Origin of the sequence: Kitasatospora sp. NPDC059088 (assembly GCF_042738155.1) — a bacterium.
Taxonomy (GTDB): Bacteria; Actinomycetota; Actinomycetes; order Streptomycetales; family Streptomycetaceae; genus Kitasatospora.
In genome coordinates this window covers 19707-43004 of the sequence record NZ_JBHYGR010000076.1, presented here as the reverse complement: position 1 = coordinate 43004, position 23298 = coordinate 19707, and the positions used below count along the sequence as shown (strand labels likewise).

Sequence of the window (23298 nt, the reverse complement as noted above, 5' to 3'; positions counted from 1 at the left end):
TGACTTTTGGCACGCTGTTGAGTTCTCAAGGAACGGACGCTTCCTTCGGACCGCCTTCCAGCGGGCCCTCCGGGCGCTTCGTTCTTTCGTGTTTCAAGCTTATCAGATGTTTTCCGCTCCGTTTTCCGGAGTTTCATTCATCGGATTCACTTTCCGCTTTGTCGCCCCGGTCTCCCGCGGCGACTCCGGAACTGTACGGGGACCGACCCGCCACATGCAAATCGCCTCCGCCCGGGGTCCGGGCGGAGGCGATCAGCAGTGACGACCGAGGAGGCGGTCAGCGGACCTCGGTGATCTCCGGGCCGCGCGCGAACGGGTCGAGCGAGCCGTAGCGGCCCTCGCCCTCGGGCGCAGCGGCGGCCCCGCCACCGTCGGCGACCATCTGGGCGTCCTCGGGGAGCTTGAGCACGATCGGGTCGCGCGGAGCCATCGGGGTCTCGCCGCGGACGACGACGGTCTGCCGGAAGACCTGCTCCAGGATGCCGGCCATCTCGGGCTGCACGGCGGCCTGGCCCGAGATCACACCGCGGAGGAACCAGCGCGGCCCGTCACAGCCGACGAAGCGCACCAGCTGCACGCCCTGGGTGCCGTCCGGCAGCTGCACCGGGACCTGGGCACGGAGGTGCCAGCCGAGCGGGCCCTCCTCCTCGTCGATCAGACCGCCCTGCGAGGTGATGCCGTTGGCGATCTCCTCGCGGACCTCCCCCCAGATGCCCTCCGACTTCGGGGCCGCGAAGGCCTGGAGCTGGATGGCGCTGTTGCCGAGCACCAGGGTGGCCGCGACGATCGCGTCACCGGCGACCTCGACGCGGAGCTCCATGCCCTCGACGCCGGGGACCAGCAGACCCCCGAGGTCGACCCGTCCCTCCTCCGGCGTCTCCAGCTCGGTGTGGTCCCACGGGCCGTCCGGCCGCGGGGCCGGCGGGAGGCCGACCTTGTCGGCCGGGTCCAGCTCGGTCACGTTCTCGCTCTCGGCGGAACCTTCGACGTCATCGGCCGTCTCGTCGGCGCTGATGGCGTCGTCGGCGAGCTGCTCGACAGCGTCCTCGCTCTTCTGGCGACGACGGAACACGGTCACTGTCCTTCCCGGTCCAAGACCGATGCGAATACCTGCTCGGCTTCCTGCGAGGCCGCGGGAATGCTAGACCGCGGCGTGGCCACCGGTCGACCCGAACCCACCCTCGGCGCGTGCCGACCCCGGCAGCTCGGCCACCTCGTGGAAGCGGGCCTTCTCGACCTGCTGGATGACCAGCTGGGCGATCCGGTCCCCTCGGCGGAAGCTGACCCCCTCGCGCGGGTCCAGATTGACGACGATCACCTTGATCTCTCCACGGTACCCGGCATCGACCGTCCCCGGGGCGTTCACGAGGGCAACTCCGCAACGAGCTGCCAGCCCGGAGCGCGGGTGGACGAAGGCCGCGTAGCCGTCCGGCAGGGCGATGGCGATGCCGGTGGGGAGCACCGCCCGCTCACCGGGGGCCAGCTCGGCGTCGACGGTGGTCCGCAGGTCGGCACCGGCGTCCCCGGGCTGCGCGTACTCGGGCAGCGGCAGCTCGGCGTCGATGCGCCTGATCAGGACGTCCAGCTGCGGACGGGGGGTCTCGCTCAAGGGTTCACCTCAAAGGCTCGTGCGCGCTTCATCAGATCCGGGTCGTCGAGGACCTTCTCGATGTCCTCGGGTCGACCGTGCGAGGTGAAGTGTTCCAGCTTCACCTGGATGAAGAGCGCCTGCGCACGCACGGCGACCGGTCCGTCGGGGCCGCCGATCCGCCCCTCGGCGGCGCTGTAGATCTTGCGGCCGTGCACCCCGGTGATCCAGGCGCGCAGGTGCAGCACCGAGTCGACGGGCACCGGGCTGAGGAAGTCGGTCTCCAGCCGGCCGGTCACCGCGGGCGCGTGGAGCAGCCAGTTCAGCGTTCCGAGGGTCTCGTCCATCGCCGTGGTGAGAACCCCGCCGTGGGCCAGCCCGGGGCCGCCCTGGTGCACGTCCCGGACGCTGAACTCGGCGGTGACGTCGAGTCCCTCGCCGGCGACCGCGTCGATCCGCAGTCCGCCGGGGTGCCGGGGGCCGCAGCCGAAGCAGTGCTCGTAGTGGGAGCCGAGGCGGGTGCCGGGGGCGGGCGCCTGGGGGTGGCGCTCCGGGATCACGGCGTCCGGCGGCGGGGTGGTCGGGGTCGGCGGCAACGCGGGCGCCGACCGGTCGGCGGGGGTGGTGGGGGTGGTCGTACCGGTCACGGCTCGCCAGCCTACCCAGGGGTAGCAAGACCTCCGGTGGGGGTGGCGTCCCGAGCCGGGCGTCAGGGCGCCCACAATGGAGGGCATGTACGACGAACGCCTCACGGTGCCTCGCTCCTGGTGGCTGCTCCCGGTCGCAGTCGGTCTGACCCTGGCACTGATCCTGATCCGGGTCAGTGGGCCGGCCGCCCTGGTCGGCCTGGTGGCCGGCATCGCCATCGGCGCGGTGGCGATCAGCAGTTACGGCTCGGCGCGGATCCGCGTGGTGCAGGGCTCGCTGGTGGCCGGGCCGGCCCGGATCCCGGTGGACGCGCTGGGTGCCGCCCACGCGCTGAGCCCCACCGAGGCGGCGGCCTGGCGCGGTCCGAAGGCCGATCCCCGCGCCTTCATGCTGCTGCGCAGCTACGTCCCGACGGCGCTGCGGGTCGAGGTGAGCGATCCGGCCGACCCGACGCCGTACCTCTACCTGTCGACGCGCTCGCCGATGAAGCTGGCCGAGGCCCTGGAGGAGGCCCGGCGCGGCGCCCGTACCTGACCGACGCGCCCGCCGGCCCCTTGAACGGGCCCCGAAAGACCGAGAGGGACGGTTCCGCTGCTGCGGGACCGTCCCTACGACTTTGTCCTGGTCGGCACGTGGCCGACCGACTCCGTCCTCCCGGGTCCGTCCGCCAGGACGGGCCGCGGACCTGCCGTCCGGCCCCGCTGCCCGGGGCCGGAAGGGGCGGTGTGCCGGTGCCGCGGGAGCCACGGGCACCTGGCGCTGTCCGCTGCGGTGCTCAGGCGCCGCAGTCCCGGCAGATCGGGTTGCCGTTCTTCTCGCTGTAGAGCTGGCTGCGGTGGTGGACCAGGAAGCAGCTCATGCAGGTGAACTCGTCCGCCTGCTTGGGCAGGACACGGACGGCGAGCTCCTCGTTCGAGAGGTCGGCGCCGGGAAGCTCCATGCCCTCGGCGGCGTCGAACTCGTCGACGTCGACGGAGCCGCCGCCCTTGTCGTTCCGCCGAGCCTTGAGCTCCTCGATGCTGTCTTCGTTGAGCTCGTCGTCGGTCTTGCGTGGGGTGTCGTAGTCGGTTGCCATTGTCGCTCTCCCCCTCCGGGTTTGTGCGGTGTGTGCGGTATCTCCAGCGCACGTAACGCATGGGGGGTCGGTCTTGTGCCCGACCCGAGGCGGAGATTTTGCCTTACTTCAAGCCCCGTTACTCAATCGACACTCAGCCAGGGCTCCGTTGGGGTGATCCTCCGGGGCGCGAAAGGCCTCACGCAGGGCCATCGTCGACCCCTCGCGCGCCCTCCGAACCGGCGACTCACAGTGAGCGAACCCCGTACAGGTGTCCGTTGAATCCCTTGCCCACCAGGGATGCCGACCAATCCGACGGACCGGCGGCGGGCCGGAATCCGATCACGGACGGCGATCGGCACCCCCGATGGGGTGATCACTCTCCGGGGTCGCCCGGAATCGTGGAGCGACACGGTGTGAGCTTGGTCACGTTCAGAATCTTCCGGGGCAAACCACGGAAAATCCACCCACTCCGCCCCCTCCCTCAGGGGGCGCGACGGCTCGGCGGAAGCGCCCCCGGAGACGTCCTAGCCGGCGTTGCGGCGCGCCTCCCGGCGGGCCAGCAGCGCGGCCTGGCGCTCCTCGAACTTGCGCGCCTGACCGTCCAGCCCGTCCAGGAAGACGCCCAGCTCGTTCTGCGCCAGCAGGCCCTCGGGGCCGAGGCCGTCGATCTCCATCACCCGCAGGTGGCGCAGCACCGGCTGGAGCACGTCGTCGTGGTGGATGCGCAGGTTGTACACCCCGCCGATGGCGATCTGGGCGGCGGCGCGCTCGAAACCGGGGATCCCGTGGCCGGGCATCCGGAAGTCGATCACCACGTCGGCGATGGCGCGCATGGCCTGGTCCGGGGCGAGCTCCAGGGCGGCCTTCAGCAGGTTCCGGTAGAAGACCATGTGCAGGTTCTCGTCGTTGGCGATCTTCGCCAGCAGCTGGTCGCACAGCGGGTCGCCCGCGTACTTGCCGGTGTTGCGGTGCGAGATGCGGGTCGCGAGCTCCTGGAAGGCCACGTAGGCGACCGAGTGCAGCATGCTGTGCGCGTTGTCGGACTCGAAGCCCTCCGACATGTGGGACATCCGGGCCCGCTCCAGCTCCACCGGGTCGACGGCCCGGGTGGCGAGCAGGAAGTCGCGGATGGCTATTCCGTGCCGGCCCTCCTCCGCGGTCCAGCGGTGCACCCAGGTGCCCCAGGCGCCCTCGCGGCCGAACATGGTCGCGATCTCGTGGTGGTAGCTGGGCAGGTTGTCCTCGGTGAGCAGGTTCACCACCAGCGAGACCCGGCCGAGCGGGGTCACCTGGGACTGGTCCAGCGCCCAGGCCTCGCCGCCCAGCACGCCGTCGAAGTCGCGGCCCTGGCTCCACGGGACGAACTCGTGCGGCATCCACTCCTTGGCCACGGTCAGGTGGCGGTTGAGCTCCTTCTCGACGACCTCTTCGAGGGCCAGGATCAGCCGCGCGTCGGTCCAGCCGCTCGATCCGAGCGAGGGGCTGCTCTGCACAGGGGCGATGGTCACGGGCTTGCTCCTGGGGACGGATACACGCGCTGGACGGGCGCGTTGGGCGGGCACGCGTCGTGTCGGAGCCGTCGGCGGACGAACCGGCGGACGCACTTACGGTTGCGTAGGTTACGACACCGTAAGTTGCTGGGGCCGGAAAAGACAAGCCGCCCCCGCCAGGCCTTATGTCGTCTTGACGGTCTGGCGGGGGCGGCCGGGAACGGTCGCCCACGGAACGCGGCAGCGTCCGGGGCCGAGAGGGCGCAGAACGGCGCCAGGGGCGGCTACGGGGACGGAATCCGCACCCGCATGGTGAGGCCGCCCCCGGAGCGCGGGGTGGCCTCGATGGTGCCGCCGTGGGCGCGCACCACCGAGCGGACGATGGACAGGCCCAGACCGACCCCCTTGTCGCTGCGGGTGCGGTCGGCGCCCTTGATCCGGCGGAACGGCTCGAAGATGTGCTCCAGCTCGTACCCGGGCACCACCGGGCCGGTGTTGGAGACCACCAGCTCGCCGCCGCCCGGCACGGTGGCGGTGGCCAGCTCGACCCAGCCGCCCGCGGTGTTGTAGCGGACCGCGTTCTGCAGCAGGTTGAGCGCCAGCCGCTCCAGCAGCACGCCGTTGCCCGCGACCACCGCCGGGTCGAGCCTGGAGCGCAGCTCCACCTCCCGCTTGTCGGCCTCGCCCCGGGTCTGCTCCAGCGCCCGGGTGGCCACCTCGGACAGCTCCACGGCGCGCCGGTCGGTGAGTTCGTTCTCGCTGCGGGCGAGCAGCAGCAGGCCCTCGACCAGCTGCTCGCTGCGCTCGTTGGTGGCCAGCAGGGTCTTGCCGAGCTGCTGGAGGTCGGGCGAGGCGGCCGGGTCGGAGAGCTGGACCTCCAGCAGGGTCCGGTTGATCGCCAGCGGGGTGCGCAGCTCGTGCGAGGCATTGGCGACGAAACGGCGCTGGGAGTCGAAGGAGCGGTCCAGCCGGTCCAGCATGTCGTCGAAGGTGTCGGCGAGCTCCTTGAGCTCGTCGTCCGGGCCGTCCAGCTCGATCCGGCGGTGCAGGTCGGAGGAGGCGACGTCACGGGCGGTGCGGGTGATCCGGCCGAGCGGGCGCAGCACCCGGCCGGCCATCGCGTAGCCGGCCGCGAAGGCGATCACGGCGAGGCAGACCAGCACGGTGAGCAGCTTGCGCAGCAGGGTGTTGAGCGCCGCGGCGGCCTGGATGGACTTGTTGTCGTTCAGCCACTGGTCAAGCGCGTTCTGGTTGGTCAGGACCTGGCCGTCCGGGGTGAGCACGGAGATGCCCGGTCCGGTGAGCCTCAGGTGCGGCTGGCCGACCTCCTGGAGCGACTGCTGGACGAAGAAGTACATGACCAGCAGCAGGACCACGCCGGCCATCAGGAACATGCCGCCGTAGAGCAGGGTGAGCCGCATCCGGATGGTCGGGCGGAACGGCAGCCAGGCGAGCAGGCCGTCACCGGGGACGTAGGTCTCGGGCTGGTGCGGACGGGACTGGCGGGGCGGGTGCACGGGCTTGGGCGGAACGGCTCGCGGGCCGCCGGCGGGCGCGCCGGAGGGCCCGCCGGCCGGGGGCGGCGGGGTGGTCATGATGGTCCTCTCGGGCGTCCGCCGGGGGCGGGCGCTGGGTACGGCGGGGGATCCTCGGGGGCGGATCCCGGGGCGGAGTCCGGCGGGCCGGACTACGGGGGGACGGACTCCGGGAGGCGGGTCCCGGTCAGATCCGGTAGCCGGAACCGGGCACGGTGACGATCACCGGCGGGTCGCCGAGCTTGCGGCGCAGCGTCATCACGGTGACCCGCACGACGTTGGTGAACGGGTCGGTGTGCTCGTCCCAGGCCTTCTCCAGGAGCTGCTCGGCCGAGACGACGGCGCCGCCGGCCCGCATCAGCACCTCCAGGACGGCGAACTCCTTGGGGGCGAGCTGGACGGTGCGCCCCTCCCGGATCACCTCGCGCCGGCCGGGGTCGAGCGAGATCCCGGCCCGTTCCAGCACCGGGGGCAGCGGGACGGTCGCGCGACGGCCCAGCGCCCTTACCCGGGCGACGAGTTCGCTGAAGGCGAACGGCTTCGGAAGGTAGTCGTCGGCGCCGATCTCCAGGCCCTCGACCCGGTCGCTGATGTCGCCGGAGGCGGTCAGCATGATCACCCGGGTGGCCAGGCCCTGCTCGACCACCTTGCGGCAGACGTCGTCGCCGTGGACCAGCGGGAGGTCGCGGTCCAGGACCACCACGTCGTAGTCGTTGACCGCGATGCGCTGGAGCGCGGCCTCCCCGTCGTACACCACGTCGACGGCCATCGCCTCGCGGCGCAGGCCGGTCGCGACAGCCTCGGCGAGCAGCTGCTCGTCCTCGACGACGAGAACCCGCACGGTCGTTGTCCCTTCTCCAGGCCGGCCCCGGAAGCGGACGCACGGCTCCGACGGTGGCTCCATCCTGCCTGGTCCTGCGGTAAAGCAGCGATAAGCTGCCCCTCGGGCAGGAGGCCCGGGGCCCTCGGCGGTGACCGTTCGTGTCGGGAGAACTCCGCTTGGACTGTGACACGGGCAACTTTCTTCCGCCGGGAGGTTTCCCGGCTCCCCGGGCGGGGAGGACAGCTGCACACCCGCGATCTGGCTGTTGGCCGATCGCACCCACCCGCCGTGCGTTCATCCGCGCCGGCCCTGGGGCTGGGAATTCACCGGGAGCGGCCGAAGGGCCGTCTCCGCGCCCGACCGGAGATCCACCACTCGTCGGACCGGGCGCATTCACCGGCTGGACCCTCCTCGGGGCGGAGAGCGCACGACCGTGCACGTCCGACACAGTAAGGGGGCCCGTATGGACGCCTTCAAGGCCGGAATCCTGCAGCGCATAGCCAACGCCGAGCAGGACCTGCACCGCGCGATCGAGGCCGGGGACGAGTTCCTCGCCGAGGTGGAGCAGTCCGAGCTGGACGACCTCCGTCGTCTGGCCGCCGAGCACGGTGTGGACACCGTGCTGGACCGCCACCGCACCGCCGCCTGACCCGACGCCGGCACTCCGGCACCAGCGGCCCTGCGGGGGCCGTGCGAAACCCCAAGGCCCTGGCATCCCCCGTGTGCCAGGGCTCTTCGCATGTCCGGAGGGTTCTCACCGGGGCCCTCCGGATTCGCGGGCCCTGGTCAGTCCGCCCAGGCGCGCAGCGCGGCCAGCCGCTCCTGCAAGGGCTGGTACACGCCCGGAGCGGCGGCCACGGTCAGCTCGCCATCCGGGCCGTGCCCGGGGCGGCCGCCGACCAGCGCACCGGCCTCGGTGGCGATCAGGCAGCCGGCCGCGCGGTCCCAGGGGGCGAGGCCCCGCTCGTAGTAGCCGTCCAGCCGCCCGGCGGCCACGTCGCACAGGTCGACGGCGGCCGCCCCGGCCCGGCGGACGTCCCGCACCTCGGGCATCAGGGCCAGCAGCACCTCGGCCTGGCGCACCCGCACCGGCTGGACGTAGTTGAAACCGGTGGCGATCAGCGCCTGTCCCCAGGGCGGGGCCGGGCGGGTCGAGACCGGCCGGCCGTCGAGGTGGGCGCCGCGGCCCAGCACGGCGTGGAACAGCTCACCGCGGGCCGGGGCGTACACCACCCCGACGACGGCCCGGCCGTCCACCTCGGCGGCCACGCTGACCGCCCAGGAGGGCAGCCCGTACAGGTAGTTGACCGTGCCGTCGAGCGGGTCGACGACCCAGCGCACCCCGCTGGTGCCGGGCCGCTCGGCGCCCTCCTCGCCCAGGTAGCCGTCCTGGGGGCGACGCTCGGCGATCAGCTCCACGACGAGCTTCTCGGAGGCGAGGTCCATCTCGGTGACCACGTCGACCGGGCTGCTCTTGGTGCCGGCCACGCCGAGGTCGGCGGGGCGGCCGTCGCGCAGCAGGGCGCCGGCCCGCCGGGCCGCGTCCAGGGCCACCTCCAGCAGGTCGTCGAGGAGCCGGTCGTCGGGCTGGGCGGGGGTGGGCACGGGATTCTCCTCCGGAAGGGGTCAGCGCTCGGCGGCGGCCGGGCGCGGGGCGCGCGGGTTGGGGCAGCAGGCCACCGCGCACACGTCGTGGCTGGGGCCGAGGGTGCCGAGGGCGCAGCGGGTCACGCCCTCACCGCGTTCGACGGCGGCCCGCTCCAGGACGAGCTCGCGCACCGCGGCCGTGAACCGCGGGTCGGCGCCGACGGTGGCCGCGCGGGAGACCGGCAGGCCCAGTTCGGCGGCCTTGGCGACGGCCTCGGTGTCGAGGTCGTACTTGACCTCCATGTGGTCGGAGACGAAACCGATCGGGACCATCACCACGGCCGGCGCGCCGTCGGCGTGCTGGGCCTCCAGGTGGTCGCAGATGTCCGGTTCCAGCCACGGGGTGTGCGGGGCGCCGCTGCGGCTCTGGAACACCAGCTGCCACGGCCGGTCGGCCACGCCGGTGCGCTCGGCGACGGCCGCGGCGATCAGCCGGGCCACGTCCAGGTGCTGGGCGACGTAGGCGCCGCCGGGGGTGCCCCGGGCCGGGTCGTCCGGGGCGCCGGAGGTCTCGGCCATCGCGTCCGGGATGGAGTGGGTGGTGAAGGCCAGCCGGGCACCGGGCCGGACGGCCTCGGGCAGCTCGGCCAGGGCGGCCAGGGCGGCGTCGATCATCGGCTCGACGAAGCCGGGGAGGTGGTAGAAGTGCCGCAGCTTGTCGACGGTCGGTACCGGGACGCCCTCCTCGGCGAGGACGGCCAGCGCGTCGGCCAGGTTCTCCCGGTACTGGCGGCAGCCCGAGTAGCCGGCGTAGGCGCTGGTGGCGAGCACCGCGATCCGGCGGTGGCCGGCCCCGGCCATCTCCCGCAGGGCGTCCACCAGGTACGGGGCCCAGTTGCGGTTGCCCCAGTACACCGGCAGGTCCAGCCCGTGCTCGGCGAAGTCCTTGCGCAGGGCGGTGAGCAGCTCCCGGTTCTGCTCGTTGATCGGGCTGACGCCCCCGAACAGGAAGTAGTGCTTGCCCACCTCCTTGAGCCGTTCCTTGGGGATGCCGCGGCCCCGGGTGACGTTCTCCAGGAACGGGACGACGTCCTCGGGGGCCTCGGGCCCGCCGAAGGACAGCAGCAGCAGGGCGTCGTACGGGGCGGCGCCGGAGGCGGAGGGTTTGCGCGCGTCGGACATGGCACCGATCCTGCCACTGAGGGGCCGGGCACCGGCGCCGGGGCCGCGCGGGCGTCCGGAAAATACCGTTTGCCAACGTACGTAAGCTGTCTAGACCAGACTTGTTCCTTACCCCCCTGCCCGGAGCTCCCGTGCTGTCCAGCTACCGCCGAATATTCGCCGCGCCCGGCACCGTGGCCTTCTCCTCCACCGGTTTCGTCTCCCGGCTGCCGATCTCGATGACCGGCATCGGCATCGTGACCATGCTGTCCCAACTGCGCGGCTCGTACGGCGTGGCCGGACTGGTCTCGGCGGCCCTGGCCGTCTCCGCGGCGGTCCTGGGCCCCCAGGTCTCCCGCCTGGTGGACCGGCACGGCCAGGCGAGGATCATCGTCCCGGCCATGGCCCTGACCATCGGCTCCGTCGTCGGCCTGCTGCTCTGCGCCCGGCTGGGCGCCCCGGACTGGACGCTGTTCGTGTTCGCCGCCGGCATGGGCGTGATGCCGAGCACCGGCGCCATGGTCCGCGCCCGCTGGGCGCACCTCTACCGCGAGGACCCCGACCGGCTGCACACCGCCTACTCCTTCGAGGCCGTGGTCGACGAGGTCTGCTTCATCGTCGGCCCGATCCTCTCCATCGGCCTGGCCACCTCCGTCTTCCCGGAGGCCGGCGTGCTGCTCGCCGGGGTCTTCCTGACCGTCGGTGTGCTGCTGTTCGCCGGCCAGCGCTCCACCGAGCCCCCGGTCCACGAGGCCGCCCGGCACCAGGGCAGCTCGGTGATCCGCAACCGCGGCCTCCAGGTGCTGATCCTCACCTTCGTCGCCACCGGCGCGATCTTCGGCTCGGTCGAAGTGGTCACCGTCGCCTACTCCGAGGCCCAGGGGCACAAGTCGGTCTCCAGCGTGATCCTCGCCCTGTGGGCGCTCGGCTCCTGCGCGGCCGGGGTGGTGTTCGGCGCGGTCAAGCTCACCGGCTCGATGGCGAAGCGCTTCTTCCTCGGCGTGCTGTTCATGGCGCTCAGCATGGTGCCGATCCTGCTGGTCGCCCACGCCGTGCACGGCATCGGCGGACTCGTCGCGGTCGGCGCCGCCCTGCTCGTCGCCGGCATCGCCATCTCCCCCACCCTGATCACCGCGATGGCCCTGGTCGAACGGCTCGTCCCGGCCGCCCAGCTCACCGAGGGCATGACCTGGACCACCACCGGCCTGGCCCTCGGCGTCGCGGTCGGCTCCTCCGCCGCGGGCTGGGTGATCGACGCCTCCGGCGCCGCCGCCGGCTACTGGGTCCCGCTCACCGCCGGCGTGCTCGGCGCCCTCGCCGCCCTGGCCGGACTCGGCCGGCTGCGCGCCGGACTCGACGCCCAGCAGCCCACCGACCAGGCCGGCGGAACGCCCGGCCGACCCGTAGACGTCGAACGGTGAACTGACTAATCTCGCCCTACCCGCGGCCCTTACCCGCGGGTAGGGCCTGTCTCCCGGGATCCGACGGACCAGGCCGCACCGGACCGCGCCGACCCGATCGGCCACGGAGCAGGAGGCAGCGCAATGCCCCAGGCCAGCACCGCGACCCCCACCCGGTGGACCAACTGGGCCGGCAACCAGAACGCCCGGCCGGCCCGGACCGCCACCCCCGGCACCGCGGCGGAACTGGCCAGGGAGATCGCCCGCGCCGCCGACCAGGGCCGCAGCGTCAAGGCCGTCGGCTCCGGCCACTCCTTCACCGCCATCGCCTCGCCCGGCGACGGCCTGCTGATCCGGCCGCACGCCCTCACCGCCGTCCGCGGGCTCGACCGCGAGGCCGGCACCGTCACCGTCGAGTCCGGCCTCCCGCTCAGCCGCCTCAACCGGCTGCTCGCCGCCGAGGGCCTCTCCCTCACCAACATGGGCGACATCGAGGTCCAGACCGTCGCCGGCGCCACCAGCACCGGCACCCACGGCACCGGCCGCGACTCCGGCTCGCTCGCCGCCCAGATCCGCGCCGTGGAGATCGTGCTCGCCGACGGCAGCGTCCGGCACTGCTCCCCCACCGAGAACCCCCGGCTCTTCCAGGGCGCCCGGCTCGGCCTCGGCGCCCTCGGCGTGATCACCGCCCTCACCTTCGGCGTCGAACCGGCCTTCCTGCTCACCGCCCACGAGCAGCCGATGACCTTCGACGAGGTGCTGGAACGCCTCGACGACCTCACCGCCGTCAACGAGCACTTCGAGTTCTACTGGTTCCCGCACACCGACCGCTGCGCCACCAAGCGCAACAACCGCAGCCAGGGACCGGCCGCCCCGCTGCCCCGGTTCAAGGAGTGGCTGGAGGACGACTTCCTCTCCAACACCGTCTGGGAGGGCGCCTGCCGGGTCGGCCGCCGCTTCCCCGGCGCCGTGCCCTCGATCGCCTCGCTCGCCAGCCGCGCCTGGTCCGACCGCAGCTACACCGACACCGCGTACAAGGTGTTCACCAGCCCGCGCAAGGTCCGCTTCCTGGAGATGGAGTACGCCGTCCCGCGCGCGGCCGTCGCCGGGGTGCTGCGCGAACTGAAGGCCCTGGTCGAACGCTCCGACTGGAAGGTCAGCTTCCCGGTCGAGGTGCGCTTCGCCCCCGCCGACGACCTCTGGCTCTCCACCGCCTCCGGCCGGGACAGCGCCTACATCGCCGTCCACCTCTACCGGGGCACCCGCGACCAGGGCTACTTCACCGGCGTGGAACAGCTGATGACCGCCCATCAGGGCCGCCCCCACTGGGGCAAGCTGCACACCCGCGACGCCGAGTACCTGGCGGGCGTCTACCCGCACTTCGAGGACTTCACCGCCCTGCGCGACGAGGTCGACCCCCGGCGCGTCTTCGGCAACGACTACCTGCGGCGGGTACTGGGGGCCTAAGTTCGACGACCGGCTCTAAGGAGTCGCGGTGGCGGGCGGGGGCGGGGGCACCGTCGCGTTCGCCGGGGCGTTGCTCGGCACGGGCGGCTGCGGCGTGGCCTCACCGGTGGGCCTGCCCGAGCCGCCCGCCGACGGCGAGGCACCGGCCGACGGGCTCGCACCGGGGCCCGCCGAGGGAGAGGCGCTCCCGCTCGCGCCGGTGCCCGGGGTGGCGGTCGGCTCCCGACCCGGCCGCGTCGTCGCCGGGGCCGAGGCTCCGCCGGACGGCGCGTCCTGCGAGCCGCGCCCGGTGGACGGGCGCTGCGACGGGACGTCCTGCGGCGGCGGGTCCTTGCGCGTCACCGTGCCGCCGAAGGACGTCCCGTCGCCCGACCGGCCCTTCACCGTCGCCGACACCGGCTGGCCGGTGGCCAGCTCGAACGCCACGATCGGCGTCATCGCCAGGACGAAGACCAGACCGGAGACCGCCGCGTAGCCCCGCCAGCCCAGCCGCCGGCGCGCCCGCACCACCTGCGGCGCGTTCCACTCCGAGGTGAGCACCGGCGGCCCGGCCGGCTCGTGCGCCGCGTACTGAGCCGGGTGCTCCTGCTCCGCGGGCGCCTGGCGCAGGCCGTTCACCGTCTGGTTCGGCCCGCGGTCCACCGCGTCGCGCAGCTGCTCGCCGGTCCGCCGGAACACGTGCTGGAACACCGCACCGCCGGTGGTGGCCCCGATGCTGACCACCGCGGCGCCCATGATCGTTCCGTACACGCCGAGTTCGGAGGCGAGCAGCGCGCCCACCACCGCGGCCAGCGCGCTCGCCACGACCTGAGCCACACTCAGATCGATCCGCTTGCGCTCCTCCTTGCCGCCCTCCTCGGCGGGGCTCCGCTCCGGCATCAACATCCCTCGGTCCGTACGACTGCAACTCGAACAAGCCTCTCCATCTTGCCCAAAGAAGGACACAAGGGACGAAAATGCGGTTCTCCGCTCCCGGATTGTGTGAAGATGATCACCGTTCATCCGCCGGTGGTCCGCCGTTGGGGGCGCGCGCTCTTGAGATTCCCGTGAATCGCGGGAGACTTGAGCGGCGAGCCGCCCCTCCGGATGCCACGAATGGAGTACTGTTCGTAAAGCCCGAGCCTTGGGTCGACTTGTCGACTGTGCCTTCACCGGCAGCTTGACGAAGAGCCACTGAGCGGGCACGCACGGCGACGCCGGTCCCGGATCGTCGCGAACACTCCGCGTGCGAGGACGGCCGGGGCACCCAGACGCGACGTCGACGGATGACGTGGCAAAAAGGCAACCGTGCCACAGCGGTGTGGCCGGGCGTAAGCCCGACACGCCGGGGAACTCAGCAAGGTTGTGGCCAGTCGCGAGTGGGCAGGCCACACTCAGTACGGGAGCAGCGACGCAGGTGACGTCGGCAGGCACAACCCGGGAGGTGACCGTGCCCGAACTGCGGGTTGTGGCCGTCAGCAACGACGGCACACGGCTGGTGCTCAAGGCTGCCGACAGCACGGAGTACACCCTCCCCATCGACGAGCGGCTGCGCGCGGCCATCCGCGGCGACCGGCCGCGCCTCGGCCAGATCGAGATCGAGGTCGAGAGCCACCTCCGCCCCCGGGACATCCAGGCCCGGATACGAGCCGGAGCCTCCGCCGAGGAGGTCGCCCAGGCCGCCGGCATCTCCGTCGACCGGGTCCGCCGCTTCGAGGGGCCGGTCCTCGCCGAACGCGCCTTCATGGCCGAGCGCGCCCGCAAGACCGCGATCCGCCGCAACGGCGAGTCCCCCGGGCCGCAGCTCGGCGAGGCCGTCGCCGAGCGGCTCGCCCTGCGCGGCGCCGAGAAGGACACCGAACGCTGGGACTCCTGGCGGCGCGACGACGGCACCTGGGAGGTCATCCTCTCCTACCGCGCCGACGGCGAGGGCCGCAGCGCGTCCTGGACGTACGACCCGCCCCGGCGCCTGGTCCAGCCCAACGACGACGAGGCCCGCGCGCTGATCGGCGAGACGGTCGAGCGCGAGGAGGACTCGGTCTTCCCGTTCATCCCGCGGATCGCCCGGCTCCCCCAGGACCGGCCGCCCCGCCCGATGATCGACCGGCCCTCCGCCGACCGCATCATGTCGGCCCGCGAGGTCCGCGAGTCGCGCGAGGCCACCGCCGACTCCCGGGACTCGCTGACCAGCCTGCTCGACGTCGTCCCGGCCTTCCGCGGCGACCTCGCCGTCGGCGGCCCCGCCCCGATCGAACCGGTGCCCGCCGAGGTCGCCGAGGAGACCGAGGAGCCGGCCGCGGCCGCCGCCCCGGCGGTCGGCGCGGGCTCCGCCTACGCCGACATCCTGATGCCGCGCGCCGTCGCCCCGCACCGCGAACGCCTGGTCGGCACCACCGACCGGCAGGCCGAGGCGGACGGCGTCCGGCCCGGCCGCCGGGCCACCGTGCCCAGCTGGGACGAGATCGTCTTCGGCAGCCGGCGCAAGAAGCAGGAGTAGCGCCCCGCAGCACTGTGTGGCCGTCAGAAGACCTTGCCGCAGAACGGGTGCCCGCTCAGCCCGGCCGGTCGGTCAGCCCGGCTGGTCGGTCACCGCCACCGGGCGGCCCGGGTCGCTCGACCACTCGCTCCACGAACCCGGGTACAGCACCGCGTCCAGGCCCGCCGCCTCCATCGCCAGGATCTGGTGCGCCGCCGTCACGCCCGAACCGCAGTACACCGCGACCTCGCGCTCCCCCGCGCCCAACGCCCGGAACCGGGCCAGCAGTTCGGCCGCCGGGCGGAACCTCCCGTCCGGGCCCACGTTCTCGGCGGTCGGCGCCGACACCGCGCCCGGGATGTGTCCGGCCCGCGGGTCCACCGGCTCGCTCTCGCCCCGATAGCGCTCCCCCGACCGGGCGTCCAGCAGCAGACCGCTGCGCGCCCGGGCCGCGGCAGCGTCCGCGTCCAGCGTCGGCAACTGCCCCGGCACGGGCTTGAAGTCGCCCTCCGCCGGCTCCGGCAGCTCCGCCGTCACCGGCAGCCCGGCCGCCCGCCAGGCCGCGAAGCCGCCGTCCAGCACCCGGACGTCCGGGTGCCCGGCCCAGCGCAGCAGCCACTAGGCCCGCGCCGCCGCCATCGACGCCGCACCGTCGTACACCACGACCGGACGCCCGGAGCTCACCCCGAACCCGCGCATCGCCGCGCCGAACTCCTCCGGATCCGGCAGTGGGTGGCGCCCGCCCCGGCCCGGAGCGCCGGGCGGGGCCGCGAGATCCCGGTCCAGCTCGACGAAGTGGGCACCGGGCAGGTGCCCGGCCCGGTACTCCTCGGCCGCGGTCGGGCCGCCCGGCGCGGCACCGACCAACTGGTAGCGCACGTCCAGCAGCACCGGCGGCCGCGCGGAGGCGAGCGCCTCCCGCAGCTCGGCCGCGGAGATCAGCGGGGAACCGTCGTTGAAGGTGGTCATGCCGGCCATTGTCGCGCAGCGCGCCCGAACCGCGGCTCTTTGTGCGCTCTTTGCCGGACTTTCCGCGCGGGTCGAGGGTTGGGCGCGCGCCAGGGTGGAAGCATCACCCTCGCGCGCCCGGATCTCCGTGCGCCGAACACCCGTGAGGAGGCCCGCATTGCCCGCGGTGGAACTCCGACTGGCCCAGGGCACACCCTGCTGGGTCAGCCTGCTGACCGACGACCTGCCCGGCGCGCGCGCCTTCTACGGCGAGCTGCTCGGCTGGACGTACTCCCCCGGGCCCGGCCAACTCGGCGCCTACGTCCGGGCCGAGCTCGACGGCACCCCCGTCGCCGGCCTCGGCGTCTCCAGCACCACCGGCTTCCCGGTGCAGTGGACCACCTACTTCGCCGTGGACGACGCCGACCGCACCGCCCAACTGGTGCGCGAGTGCGGGGGCACCGTCGCGGTCGGGCCGCTGCAGGCCGACGACGCCGGGCGGATGGCCGTCGCCGCCGACCTCTCCGGAGCCGTCTTCGGCCTCTGGCAGGCCGAGCAGCACCTCGGCCGGGAGGCCGGGATGGACCCGGGCGGGCCCGCCTGGGCCGAACTGCTCACCCCGGACGCCGACGGCGCCGCCGCCTTCTACGGCACGGTGCTCGACCGGCCGGTCCGGCCCACCGCCGACGAGAGCGCGCTGCTGGTGCACGGGCGCCCGGTCGCGGGCATCCGCCACCGCGCCGACCTGCGCGGCCACCCGCCGCGCTGGCGCACCCACTTCGCCGTCCGGGACGCCGAGCTGACCACCCGTCACACCGTCGAACTCGGCGGCCGGGTCCTGGTCGAACCGCACGACACCGCCCGCGGCCGGGCCGCCCGACTGGCCGACCCGCAGGGCGGGCACTTCTCGGTGCTCGAAGCCCTGTGACTCGCCCACTCGCCTCCGGGGCGCTCGGACCCGGCGCCGACGGTCGTCGCTCCGGCGCTCGTCCCCCGCTTGTCGCTCCTCGCTTTCGGCACCGGCGCACCCCTTCGGCTCGGGGCGGTTAGACCTGCTGCTCCTCGAAGGGCAGCACGTCCGGGGAGAGCACCGAGGCGCGGGCGGTCGCGGCGGTCATCCGGCGGCGGTGGTGGCGGCGGCACAGCACCTCGTAGCCGATCTCGTCCTCGCTCACCGAGATGTCGCCGATCACCACCTGGGCGCCCTCGACCACCATCACGCCGCCGACCGTACGGGCGTTGTGGGTCGCCCGCGCGCCGCACCAGCAGAGCGCCTCGACCTGGAGCACCTCCACCCGGTCGGCCAGCTCGATCAGCCGCTGCGAACCGGGGAACAGCCGGGTCCGGAAGTCGGTGGTGATGCCGAAGGTGTAGACGTCGATGTCCAGCTCGTCCACCACCCGGGCCAGTTGGTCCACCTGCTCGGCGGCGAAGAACTGGGCCTCGTCGCAGATCAGGTAGTCCACCCGGCCGCCCGCCGAGAGCCGCTGCACCACGTGGCCGTGGAAGTCGAAGTCGTCCGTCACCTCGACCGCGTCGGCGCGCAGGCCCAGCCGGCTGGAGATGGTGGCGGCGCCGGCCCGGTCGTTGCGGGTCAGGATGACGCCCTGCCGGCCGCGCGCGGCGTGGTTGTGGTCCATCTGCAGCGCCAGCGTCGACTTGCCGCAGTCCATCGTGCCCGAGAAGAACACCAGTTCAGCCATGGGTGGAGCAAGGGCCTTTCACATCAAGGGGGTTCGGGCGCGAAGGGGTCAAGGGGCCGCCTCAGCCCCGGACTTCGAGCAGCGGCACGAACTGTTCGACCGGAGTCATCGAGCCGTGCAGGCCGATCATCGCGGACTCGCCGGGCTCGTTGCGGGAGGCGACGATCGCGATGTCGTCGCGCGCCGCGGCGACCACGTCGCCGATCCGCCGGTACACCCGCTCGTCGACGGTCGGGCCGAACCAGCCCGCCGCGATCGCCTCGTCCCGGGTGGCCACCCACATCCGGTCGCCCAGCACCTCACTCCAGACCGTGTGCACGTCGGCCGCGGCGCCCGGCACCGCGTACACGTGCCGGGCCCGGCCCTCGCCGCCCAGCAGGGCGACACCGGCACCGAGCTCCCAGTCCTCGTCGAAGTCGATCCGGTCCTCGGGGGCGACGTCGATCATGCCGTGGTCGGCCGTCACGTACATCGCCGACCGCGGCGGCAACTGCTCGGCCAGCCGGCGGGCCAGCCGGTCCACCGCGTCCAGCGTCATCCGCCACTCGTCGGAGTCCACCCCGAAACGGTGGCCGGCGCCGTCCAGCTCGCTGACGTAGGTGTACACCAGCGCCCGGTCGTGCTCGGCCAGCCAGGAGGCGGCCAGGTCCATCCGCTCCTCGCCGGTGGTACGGCCCAGGAAAGTCCCGCCGGACAGCGCCACCCTGGTCAGCGGGGTCTGGGCGAACAGCGGGGAGGACACCTGGGCGGTCGCCACCCCGGCCCGGTGGGTCTGCTCGAACACCGTCGGGTACGGCTGCCAGACCTTCGGGTCGGTGTGCGGCTGCCAGCGCAGCTGGTTCATCAGGTAGTCGGTGCCCGGCACCGCCACCGTGTACCCGGCCAGGCCATGCAGGCCGGGCGGCGTGCCCGTGCCGACCGAGGCCAGCGAGGTCGCGGTGGTCGACGGGAAGCCCGCGGTCAGCGGCCGGCCGGAGCCGCCCAGCGAGCTCCCGGCCAGCGAGGACAGGAACGGCGCGTACTCGGGGTGGCGCAGCAGCAGCTCCCAGCCCAGGCCGTCCACCAGGAAGACCACCGCCCGGTCGGCCGGGGCGATCGGCAGCGTCGCGGTGAACCCCGGGACGCCCAGGCCCGCCGCCACCGAGGGCAGCAGGTCGCAGAGCGAGCCGCTGCCGTACGGCGGCGCGGGGGCGTCGGCCGGGTCGAGGATCTCGAAGGCGTCGTAGCCGTCGGAGGGTGCGAAGGACATGGAACCGGATTCGTAGCGGGCGGGACCGCGGGCGGGCGCGCGATCGGGAACGGCGGGGCTCGGTGGCCGGGCGCGACGGGGCCCGGCCGGGACCTCAGACCCGCGGGCCGTTGTCGATCGTCGCGTCGGACAGCGCCCGGGCGAACAGCAGCGCCTGGGCCACCGTCTCCGGACCGTCCCCGGCCTCGCTCACCCGCAGCGAGAGGTCGTCGGCCGTCGCCGAACCGGTGTAGCCGTGGTCGGCCTCGCAGTTCGGGTCCGAGCAACCGGCCGGCTCCAGGTCCAGGCGCTGCACCGCGCCCCAGCCGATGGTCAGCACCACCTCGCGCGGCAGCGTCCCGGGCGTGTACGTCTCCGGGTTCGCCACCATCCGGCTCAGCACGACCGAGCCGATCCGGTCCAGCCGGACACTCTCCGTCGAGGTGGTGGCGAACGGCACGGCGGGGCTGCCCGCGTCACCCGACTGCTCGTCGGTGTGGCTCACCACGAACCGGGTCGGGGTCAGCACCAGCACCGTCACGTGCCGGCGCACCTCGTTGGAGTCGAAGGTCGTCTCCTGGTGCACCAGGTAGGAGCTGATCGGCTCCGGGCCCACCGCGGACTCGACCGCCTCGGACACCAGGGCCGGGTAGTAGCCGCTGCGCTCGATCGCCGAGCGCAGGTCCTGAGTGGTGGTGGTACCGGTCTTCGCCATAACTCCATCCTGGCATGGTCCGCCGACGAAGCGGGCGGCACGGCGCCGAGCTTCGGACATCAGCGCCCACGGGCAGGCGCAACCAAGGAAGATTACAGGGTGCTCATCGCGCGCGGGCCCAGATCGCTGCGGACGGGCAGCGGGGCGACCCGCACCCGCGCCCCCAGGATCGCCAGCCCGTGCGGGGCGACGACCACCGGTTCGAGATCCACCGAGGCGATCTCCGGTACGTCGTCCACCAACTGCGACACCCGCAGCAGCAACTCCTCCAGCGCGGCGGTGTCCACCGCCTCGGCGCCCCGCCAGCCGAACAGCAGCGGCGCCGCCCGCACCTCGCGGATCAGACCGGCGACGTCCTGGTCGGTGGCCGGGACGAGGCGGTGGGCCACGTCACCGAGCAGCTCGGCCGGGGCACCGGCCAGGCCGAAGGACAGGATCGCGCCGACGGCCGGATCGACCGTGGCACCGATCACGGTGTCCACGCCGCGCGGGGCCATCCGCTGCACCACCAGCTGGGCACCGGCCGCGCCGCCGAGCAGGGCGTCCAGCTCGCGGTGGGCGCGGCGCAGGCCCTCCTCGCCGGTCAGGTCCAGCCGGACGCTGCCCAGGTCGGGGCGGTGGCGCAGGTGCGGGGCGGTCGCCTTCAGGGCCACCGGGTAGCCGAGCTGCTCGGCGGCCCGGACGGCCTCCCGCTCGTCGGGGGCGGCCAGCGTGGGCGAGACGTCGACACCGTAGCGGGCCAGCAGCAGCCGGGCCTCGGAGTCGGACAGGGTGATCCGGGCGCCGCCGGGCTGGGTACGGGCGGCGACCGCGGTGCGGGTGCTGAGCGCCGCGTCCACCAGGGCGCGGGCGCCGGGCTCGTCGATCCGGTCCAGGTCGGGGACGCGCGCCGTCTCCTCCGCCGCGGCGGTGCGGCGGCGCCACTGCGCGTAGTGCACGGCGTGCGCGAGGGCGCGCACGGCCCGCTCGGGCGCCGCGTAGGCCGGGATCCCGCCCGGGCGCAGCCGGGTCGGCAGGTCGGTCAGGGCCAGGTGGGCCAGCACCAGGGGCTTGCCCAACTCCCGTGCCCGCTCGCCCGCTTCGAGCAGACCGGTGGCGATCTCCGGATCGTCCGAGCCCATCTCGGGGTCGTCCGGGCCGGTCAGCCGGCCGCCCATGAAGGCGTGCGCGGAAGTGCCGATCGGCGGGATGGCGACGGCGATCACCGCGTCCACGGCCGGGTCGCCGAGCGCGACGTCCAGGGCGATCCGGAAGTTCTCGCCGGTCGCCGCGGTGGTGAGGTCGACCGGTGTGCACGGGCGCAGCCCGGCGCTCAGGCAGGCGTCGTAGGTGAGCAGGCCCAGCGAGTCGGAGTTGCCGACCACGGCGACCCGGTCACCGGGCGGCAGCGGCTGCTGGGCGAGCAGCTCACCGGTGTCGAACAGCTCGGTGATGGTCGCCACCCTGGTGACCCCGGCCTGTTCGAACAGCGCGTCCACGGTGGCATCGTGCAGGCCGGTGGCGGTGGCCGGGACGGCGTGGCCGGGCGGCAGGCTGCCGGTGTGGCGGGCGCCCTTGACCACCACCACCGGCTTGGCGGTGGCCAGTCGGCGCGCGATCCGGGTGAACTTGCGGGGGTTGCCGAAGGACTCCAGGTACAGCAGCACCACCTCGGTGGCCTCGTCCTCGGCCCAGTACTGCAGGAAGTCGTTGCCGGAGACGTCCGAGCGGTTGCCGACCGAGGCGAAGGAGGAGACCCCGAGGCCGCGCCGGTGGGCGGACTCCAGCAGGGCCACGCCGATCGCCCCGGACTGGCAGAAGATCCCGAAGCCGCCGCGGTCCGGCAGGTGCGGGGCGAGCGAGGCGTTCAGCGGGTGGTCGGGGTCGGTGTTGATCAGGCCGAAGGCGTTCGGGCCGATCACCCGCATGCCCGCCGCGCGGGCCTGGCGCACCAGGGCGCGCTGGCGGTCGCGGCCCTCCGGGCCGGTCTCGGCGTAGCCGGCGGTGACCACCACCAGACCCTGCACGCCGTGCGCGCCGCACTCGGCGACGGCCGCCGGGACGACGCTCTCGGGGACGGCGATCACCGCGAGGTCCACCGGCCCGGGAATGTCCAGAATCGAGCGGTGCACCGGGACGCCGTCCAGCTCGGTGCCGGGCGGGGCGCTGCGGTTCACCGCGTAGACGGTGCGCGGGGCGCCCTTGGCCTCGTACCGGCTCTCGAACTCGGTGTCGAAGCTGCCGAGCAGGTCGCGCAGCAGGGCCCGGCCGACGGTCTGCGGATTGCGGGAGACGCCGATCACCGCCACCGAGCGCGGGGTCAGCAGCCGCTGCACCGAGCGGGCCTCGGCGCGGTGCTCGCGGGCGCGCATCACGGCGAGTGAGCGGTCGGTCTGTTCGAGGGCGAACTCCAGGTGCACCACGCCGTCGGCGAAGCTGCGGCGCTGGGTGTAGCCGGCGTCGGTGAAGACCTTCACCATCTTGCGGTTCTCCGGCAACACCTCGGCCTGGAAGCGGCGGATACCCCGCTCCTGGGCCACCGCCGCGATGTGCTCCAGCAGCGCGGAGGCCACGCCGCGGCCCTGGTGGGCGTCCTGGACGAGGAAGGCGACCTCGGCGTCGGTGCCGTGCTCGGAGGGGCGGCCGTCGGCGTCGATCCGGTCGTAGCGGACGGTCGCGATGAAGTGGTCCCGGACCACCACGGCGAGGCCGACCCGGTTCACGAAGTCGTGGTGGGTGAAGCGGCGCACGTCCTTGTCGGAGAGCCGCGGGTAGGGGGCGAAGAAGCGGAAGTACTTGGACTGGTCGGAGACCTGTTCGTAGAACTCCACCAACCGCCCGGCGTCGCCGGGGGTGATCGGCCGGATCCGGGCCGTGCCGCCGTCGCGCAGCAGGACGTCGGCTTCCCAGTGCTGCGGATAGTCGGGTTGCGCGGGGTTCGCCACCGCGGGGTCTTCCACATTCGTCAGGTTATCCGGCGGCGAGCCGAATGGCGCCGGGCGCGTGCCCACGGCAGGGTGGACAGGGCCGCTGGCCGGGCCTTATGCCCCGAAAAGAAACAATCACAAGTCCCGAACGCGGCGCCTCGCAGGGGTTGCCTGCGTGCAACACTGGTCTAGACAACACGGTCGTTCCCCCCGCTCGCCCGAGCACGGCCGTGACCAGCTTCACCGGAAAGGCACGTCTCATGGCTGAGCGCCGCGTCACCATCGGTTGGGCCGAGGGCCTGCACGCCCGTCCCGCCTCCGTCTTCGTCCGGGCCGTCACGGCCACCGGCGTGCCGATCACCATCGCCAAGCCCGGCGGCAACCCCGTGAACGCCGCCTCCATGCTCGGCCTGCTCGCCCTGGGCGCCCAGGGCGGCGACGAGGTCATCCTGGCCTCCGACGCCCCCAACGCCGACGAGGCCCTCGACCGCCTCGCCAAGCTCGTCGCCGAAGGCCTCGACGAGCTCCCGGCCGCGGCCTGAGCCCTCGCGCGTCACGCACGAAGCGCCCGGCAGTGCTGTCTAGCA

General features: G+C 73.4%; 21 protein-coding genes and 1 pseudogene. 7 read left to right on the top strand and 15 right to left on the bottom strand.

Annotated elements, in window-relative coordinates:
- Positions 1 to 277: 277 nt before the first annotated feature.
- The 3 genes from ACFWXO_RS28805 to ACFWXO_RS28795 all read right to left on the bottom strand — a co-directional run bounded on the left by ACFWXO_RS28805 (position 278) and on the right by ACFWXO_RS28795 (position 2184).
- On the bottom strand, positions 278 to 1072 hold the full coding sequence (locus tag ACFWXO_RS28805; protein WP_375889212.1) for a DUF3710 domain-containing protein: 795 nt from the start codon (positions 1070 to 1072) through the stop codon (positions 278 to 280).
- Positions 1073 to 1141: 69 nt separating this feature from the next.
- Positions 1142 to 1609, bottom strand: coding sequence for a dUTP diphosphatase (gene dut, locus ACFWXO_RS28800; protein ID WP_375889214.1), 468 nt, complete (start codon positions 1607 to 1609; stop codon positions 1142 to 1144).
- Positions 1606 to 2184: a PaaI family thioesterase gene (locus ACFWXO_RS28795; protein ID WP_375889447.1), complete on the bottom strand. Its 579-nt coding sequence runs from the start codon at positions 2182 to 2184 to the stop codon at positions 1606 to 1608. Before ACFWXO_RS28795 ends, dut begins: the two co-directional genes overlap by 4 nt.
- A 136-nt stretch (positions 2185 to 2320) precedes the next feature.
- Here ACFWXO_RS28795 and ACFWXO_RS28790 point away from each other — a divergent pair, with 136 nt between their 5' ends.
- Positions 2321 to 2770 carry a DUF3093 domain-containing protein gene (locus tag ACFWXO_RS28790; RefSeq protein ID WP_375889216.1) on the top strand — a complete coding sequence of 150 codons (450 nt, stop codon included), beginning with the start codon at positions 2321 to 2323 and terminating at the stop codon, positions 2768 to 2770.
- A gap of 241 nt (positions 2771 to 3011) precedes the next feature.
- Here the strand turns inward: ACFWXO_RS28790 and ACFWXO_RS28785 are convergent, their stop codons facing one another.
- From ACFWXO_RS28785 to ACFWXO_RS28770, 4 genes are all read right to left on the bottom strand, one after another.
- Positions 3012 to 3311, bottom strand: a complete 300-nt coding sequence (locus ACFWXO_RS28785; RefSeq protein WP_030057692.1) for a DUF4193 domain-containing protein — start codon at positions 3309 to 3311, stop codon at positions 3012 to 3014.
- A 506-nt stretch (positions 3312 to 3817) separates the two neighbouring features.
- Positions 3818 to 4801 (bottom strand): acyl-ACP desaturase, encoded by a 984-nt coding sequence (locus tag ACFWXO_RS28780; RefSeq protein ID WP_375889218.1) that lies wholly within the window; start codon positions 4799 to 4801, stop codon positions 3818 to 3820.
- Positions 4802 to 5067: 266 nt separating this feature from the next.
- On the bottom strand, positions 5068 to 6378 hold the full coding sequence (locus ACFWXO_RS28775) for a sensor histidine kinase (protein ID WP_375889220.1): 1311 nt from the start codon (positions 6376 to 6378) through the stop codon (positions 5068 to 5070).
- A gap of 127 nt (positions 6379 to 6505) precedes the next feature.
- Positions 6506 to 7159, bottom strand: a complete 654-nt coding sequence (locus tag ACFWXO_RS28770) for a response regulator transcription factor (RefSeq protein ID WP_063349384.1) — start codon at positions 7157 to 7159, stop codon at positions 6506 to 6508.
- A 445-nt stretch (positions 7160 to 7604) separates the two neighbouring features.
- On the opposite strand from ACFWXO_RS28770, the gene ACFWXO_RS28765 reads away from it, so the two are divergent.
- Positions 7605 to 7790, top strand: a complete 186-nt coding sequence (locus ACFWXO_RS28765) for a hypothetical protein (protein ID WP_030285471.1) — start codon at positions 7605 to 7607, stop codon at positions 7788 to 7790.
- Between the two features lie 137 nt (positions 7791 to 7927).
- Here the strand turns inward: ACFWXO_RS28765 and ACFWXO_RS28760 are convergent, their stop codons facing one another.
- Both ACFWXO_RS28760 and ACFWXO_RS28755 read right to left on the bottom strand, forming a co-directional pair.
- Complete coding sequence (locus ACFWXO_RS28760; RefSeq protein ID WP_375889225.1) at positions 7928 to 8746, bottom strand: inositol monophosphatase family protein; 819 nt, start codon at positions 8744 to 8746, stop codon at positions 7928 to 7930.
- A 21-nt stretch (positions 8747 to 8767) separates the two neighbouring features.
- Positions 8768 to 9910 carry a ferrochelatase gene (locus tag ACFWXO_RS28755; protein WP_380527134.1) on the bottom strand — a complete coding sequence of 381 codons (1143 nt, stop codon included), beginning with the start codon at positions 9908 to 9910 and terminating at the stop codon, positions 8768 to 8770.
- A gap of 131 nt (positions 9911 to 10041) precedes the next feature.
- Here ACFWXO_RS28755 and ACFWXO_RS28750 point away from each other — a divergent pair, with 131 nt between their 5' ends.
- Together ACFWXO_RS28750 and ACFWXO_RS28745 are read left to right on the top strand one after the other, a co-directional pair.
- The gene (locus tag ACFWXO_RS28750) at positions 10042 to 11310 is read left to right on the top strand and encodes an MFS transporter (RefSeq protein WP_380527132.1); all 1269 of its coding nucleotides are present in this window, start codon (positions 10042 to 10044) and stop codon (positions 11308 to 11310) included.
- Positions 11311 to 11433: 123 nt separating this feature from the next.
- Positions 11434 to 12756 carry a D-arabinono-1,4-lactone oxidase gene (locus ACFWXO_RS28745; protein ID WP_380527130.1) on the top strand — a complete coding sequence of 441 codons (1323 nt, stop codon included), beginning with the start codon at positions 11434 to 11436 and terminating at the stop codon, positions 12754 to 12756.
- 15 nt (positions 12757 to 12771) lie between these two features.
- Here ACFWXO_RS28745 and ACFWXO_RS28740 read toward each other — a convergent pair whose 3' ends face one another.
- Complete coding sequence (locus tag ACFWXO_RS28740; protein WP_380527128.1) at positions 12772 to 13635, bottom strand: hypothetical protein; 864 nt, start codon at positions 13633 to 13635, stop codon at positions 12772 to 12774.
- A gap of 517 nt (positions 13636 to 14152) precedes the next feature.
- On the opposite strand from ACFWXO_RS28740, the gene sepH reads away from it, so the two are divergent.
- Positions 14153 to 15232, top strand: a complete 1080-nt coding sequence (gene sepH / locus ACFWXO_RS28735; protein WP_375889239.1) for a septation protein SepH — start codon at positions 14153 to 14155, stop codon at positions 15230 to 15232.
- 72 nt (positions 15233 to 15304) lie between these two features.
- On the opposite strand, the pseudogene ACFWXO_RS28730 reads toward sepH, so the two are convergent.
- A pseudogene (locus ACFWXO_RS28730) lies at positions 15305 to 16180 on the bottom strand (sulfurtransferase).
- Between the two features lie 166 nt (positions 16181 to 16346).
- Here ACFWXO_RS28730 and ACFWXO_RS28725 point away from each other — a divergent pair.
- Positions 16347 to 17087, top strand: a complete 741-nt coding sequence (locus tag ACFWXO_RS28725) for a VOC family protein (protein WP_380527139.1) — start codon at positions 16347 to 16349, stop codon at positions 17085 to 17087.
- 118 nt (positions 17088 to 17205) lie between these two features.
- Here ACFWXO_RS28725 and ACFWXO_RS28720 read toward each other — a convergent pair whose 3' ends face one another.
- From ACFWXO_RS28720 to ACFWXO_RS28705, 4 genes are all read right to left on the bottom strand, one after another.
- Positions 17206 to 17862 (bottom strand): thymidine kinase, encoded by a 657-nt coding sequence (locus tag ACFWXO_RS28720; protein WP_375889245.1) that lies wholly within the window; start codon positions 17860 to 17862, stop codon positions 17206 to 17208.
- A 61-nt stretch (positions 17863 to 17923) separates the two neighbouring features.
- A complete protein-coding gene (locus ACFWXO_RS28715; protein ID WP_380527126.1) occupies positions 17924 to 19111 on the bottom strand; it encodes an alkaline phosphatase family protein in 1188 nt (395 codons plus the stop codon).
- A 94-nt stretch (positions 19112 to 19205) separates the two neighbouring features.
- Positions 19206 to 19805 carry a DUF5998 family protein gene (locus tag ACFWXO_RS28710; RefSeq protein WP_360237602.1) on the bottom strand — a complete coding sequence of 200 codons (600 nt, stop codon included), beginning with the start codon at positions 19803 to 19805 and terminating at the stop codon, positions 19206 to 19208.
- A gap of 92 nt (positions 19806 to 19897) precedes the next feature.
- Positions 19898 to 22744, bottom strand: a complete 2847-nt coding sequence (locus tag ACFWXO_RS28705) for a GNAT family N-acetyltransferase (protein WP_375889251.1) — start codon at positions 22742 to 22744, stop codon at positions 19898 to 19900.
- 227 nt (positions 22745 to 22971) lie between these two features.
- Here ACFWXO_RS28705 and ACFWXO_RS28700 point away from each other — a divergent pair, with 227 nt between their 5' ends.
- Positions 22972 to 23253 carry an HPr family phosphocarrier protein gene (locus tag ACFWXO_RS28700; protein ID WP_375889253.1) on the top strand — a complete coding sequence of 94 codons (282 nt, stop codon included), beginning with the start codon at positions 22972 to 22974 and terminating at the stop codon, positions 23251 to 23253.
- The last annotated feature ends 45 nt before the right edge of the window (positions 23254 to 23298 follow it).

Excerpts from the sequence above, each read along its gene's own strand:
- ACFWXO_RS28720 (WP_375889245.1), bottom strand. The coding sequence starts at position 17,862 with ATGGCTGAACTGGTGTTCTTCTCGGGCACGATGGACTGCGGCAAGTCG.
- ACFWXO_RS28740 (WP_380527128.1), bottom strand. The coding sequence starts at position 13,635 with ATGCCGGAGCGGAGCCCCGCCGAGGAGGGCGGCAAGGAGGAGCGCAAG.
- ACFWXO_RS28790 (WP_375889216.1), top strand. The coding sequence starts at position 2,321 with ATGTACGACGAACGCCTCACGGTGCCTCGCTCCTGGTGGCTGCTCCCG.
- ACFWXO_RS28710 (WP_360237602.1), bottom strand. The coding sequence starts at position 19,805 with ATGGCGAAGACCGGTACCACCACCACTCAGGACCTGCGCTCGGCGATC.
- ACFWXO_RS28715 (WP_380527126.1), bottom strand. The coding sequence starts at position 19,111 with ATGTCCTTCGCACCCTCCGACGGCTACGACGCCTTCGAGATCCTCGAC.
- ACFWXO_RS28700 (WP_375889253.1), top strand. The coding sequence starts at position 22,972 with ATGGCTGAGCGCCGCGTCACCATCGGTTGGGCCGAGGGCCTGCACGCC.
- ACFWXO_RS28785 (WP_030057692.1), bottom strand. The coding sequence starts at position 3,311 with ATGGCAACCGACTACGACACCCCACGCAAGACCGACGACGAGCTCAAC.
- ACFWXO_RS28755 (WP_380527134.1), bottom strand. The coding sequence starts at position 9,910 with ATGTCCGACGCGCGCAAACCCTCCGCCTCCGGCGCCGCCCCGTACGAC.
- ACFWXO_RS28765 (WP_030285471.1), top strand. The coding sequence starts at position 7,605 with ATGGACGCCTTCAAGGCCGGAATCCTGCAGCGCATAGCCAACGCCGAG.
- ACFWXO_RS28745 (WP_380527130.1), top strand. The coding sequence starts at position 11,434 with ATGCCCCAGGCCAGCACCGCGACCCCCACCCGGTGGACCAACTGGGCC.
- ACFWXO_RS28775 (WP_375889220.1), bottom strand. The coding sequence starts at position 6,378 with ATGACCACCCCGCCGCCCCCGGCCGGCGGGCCCTCCGGCGCGCCCGCC.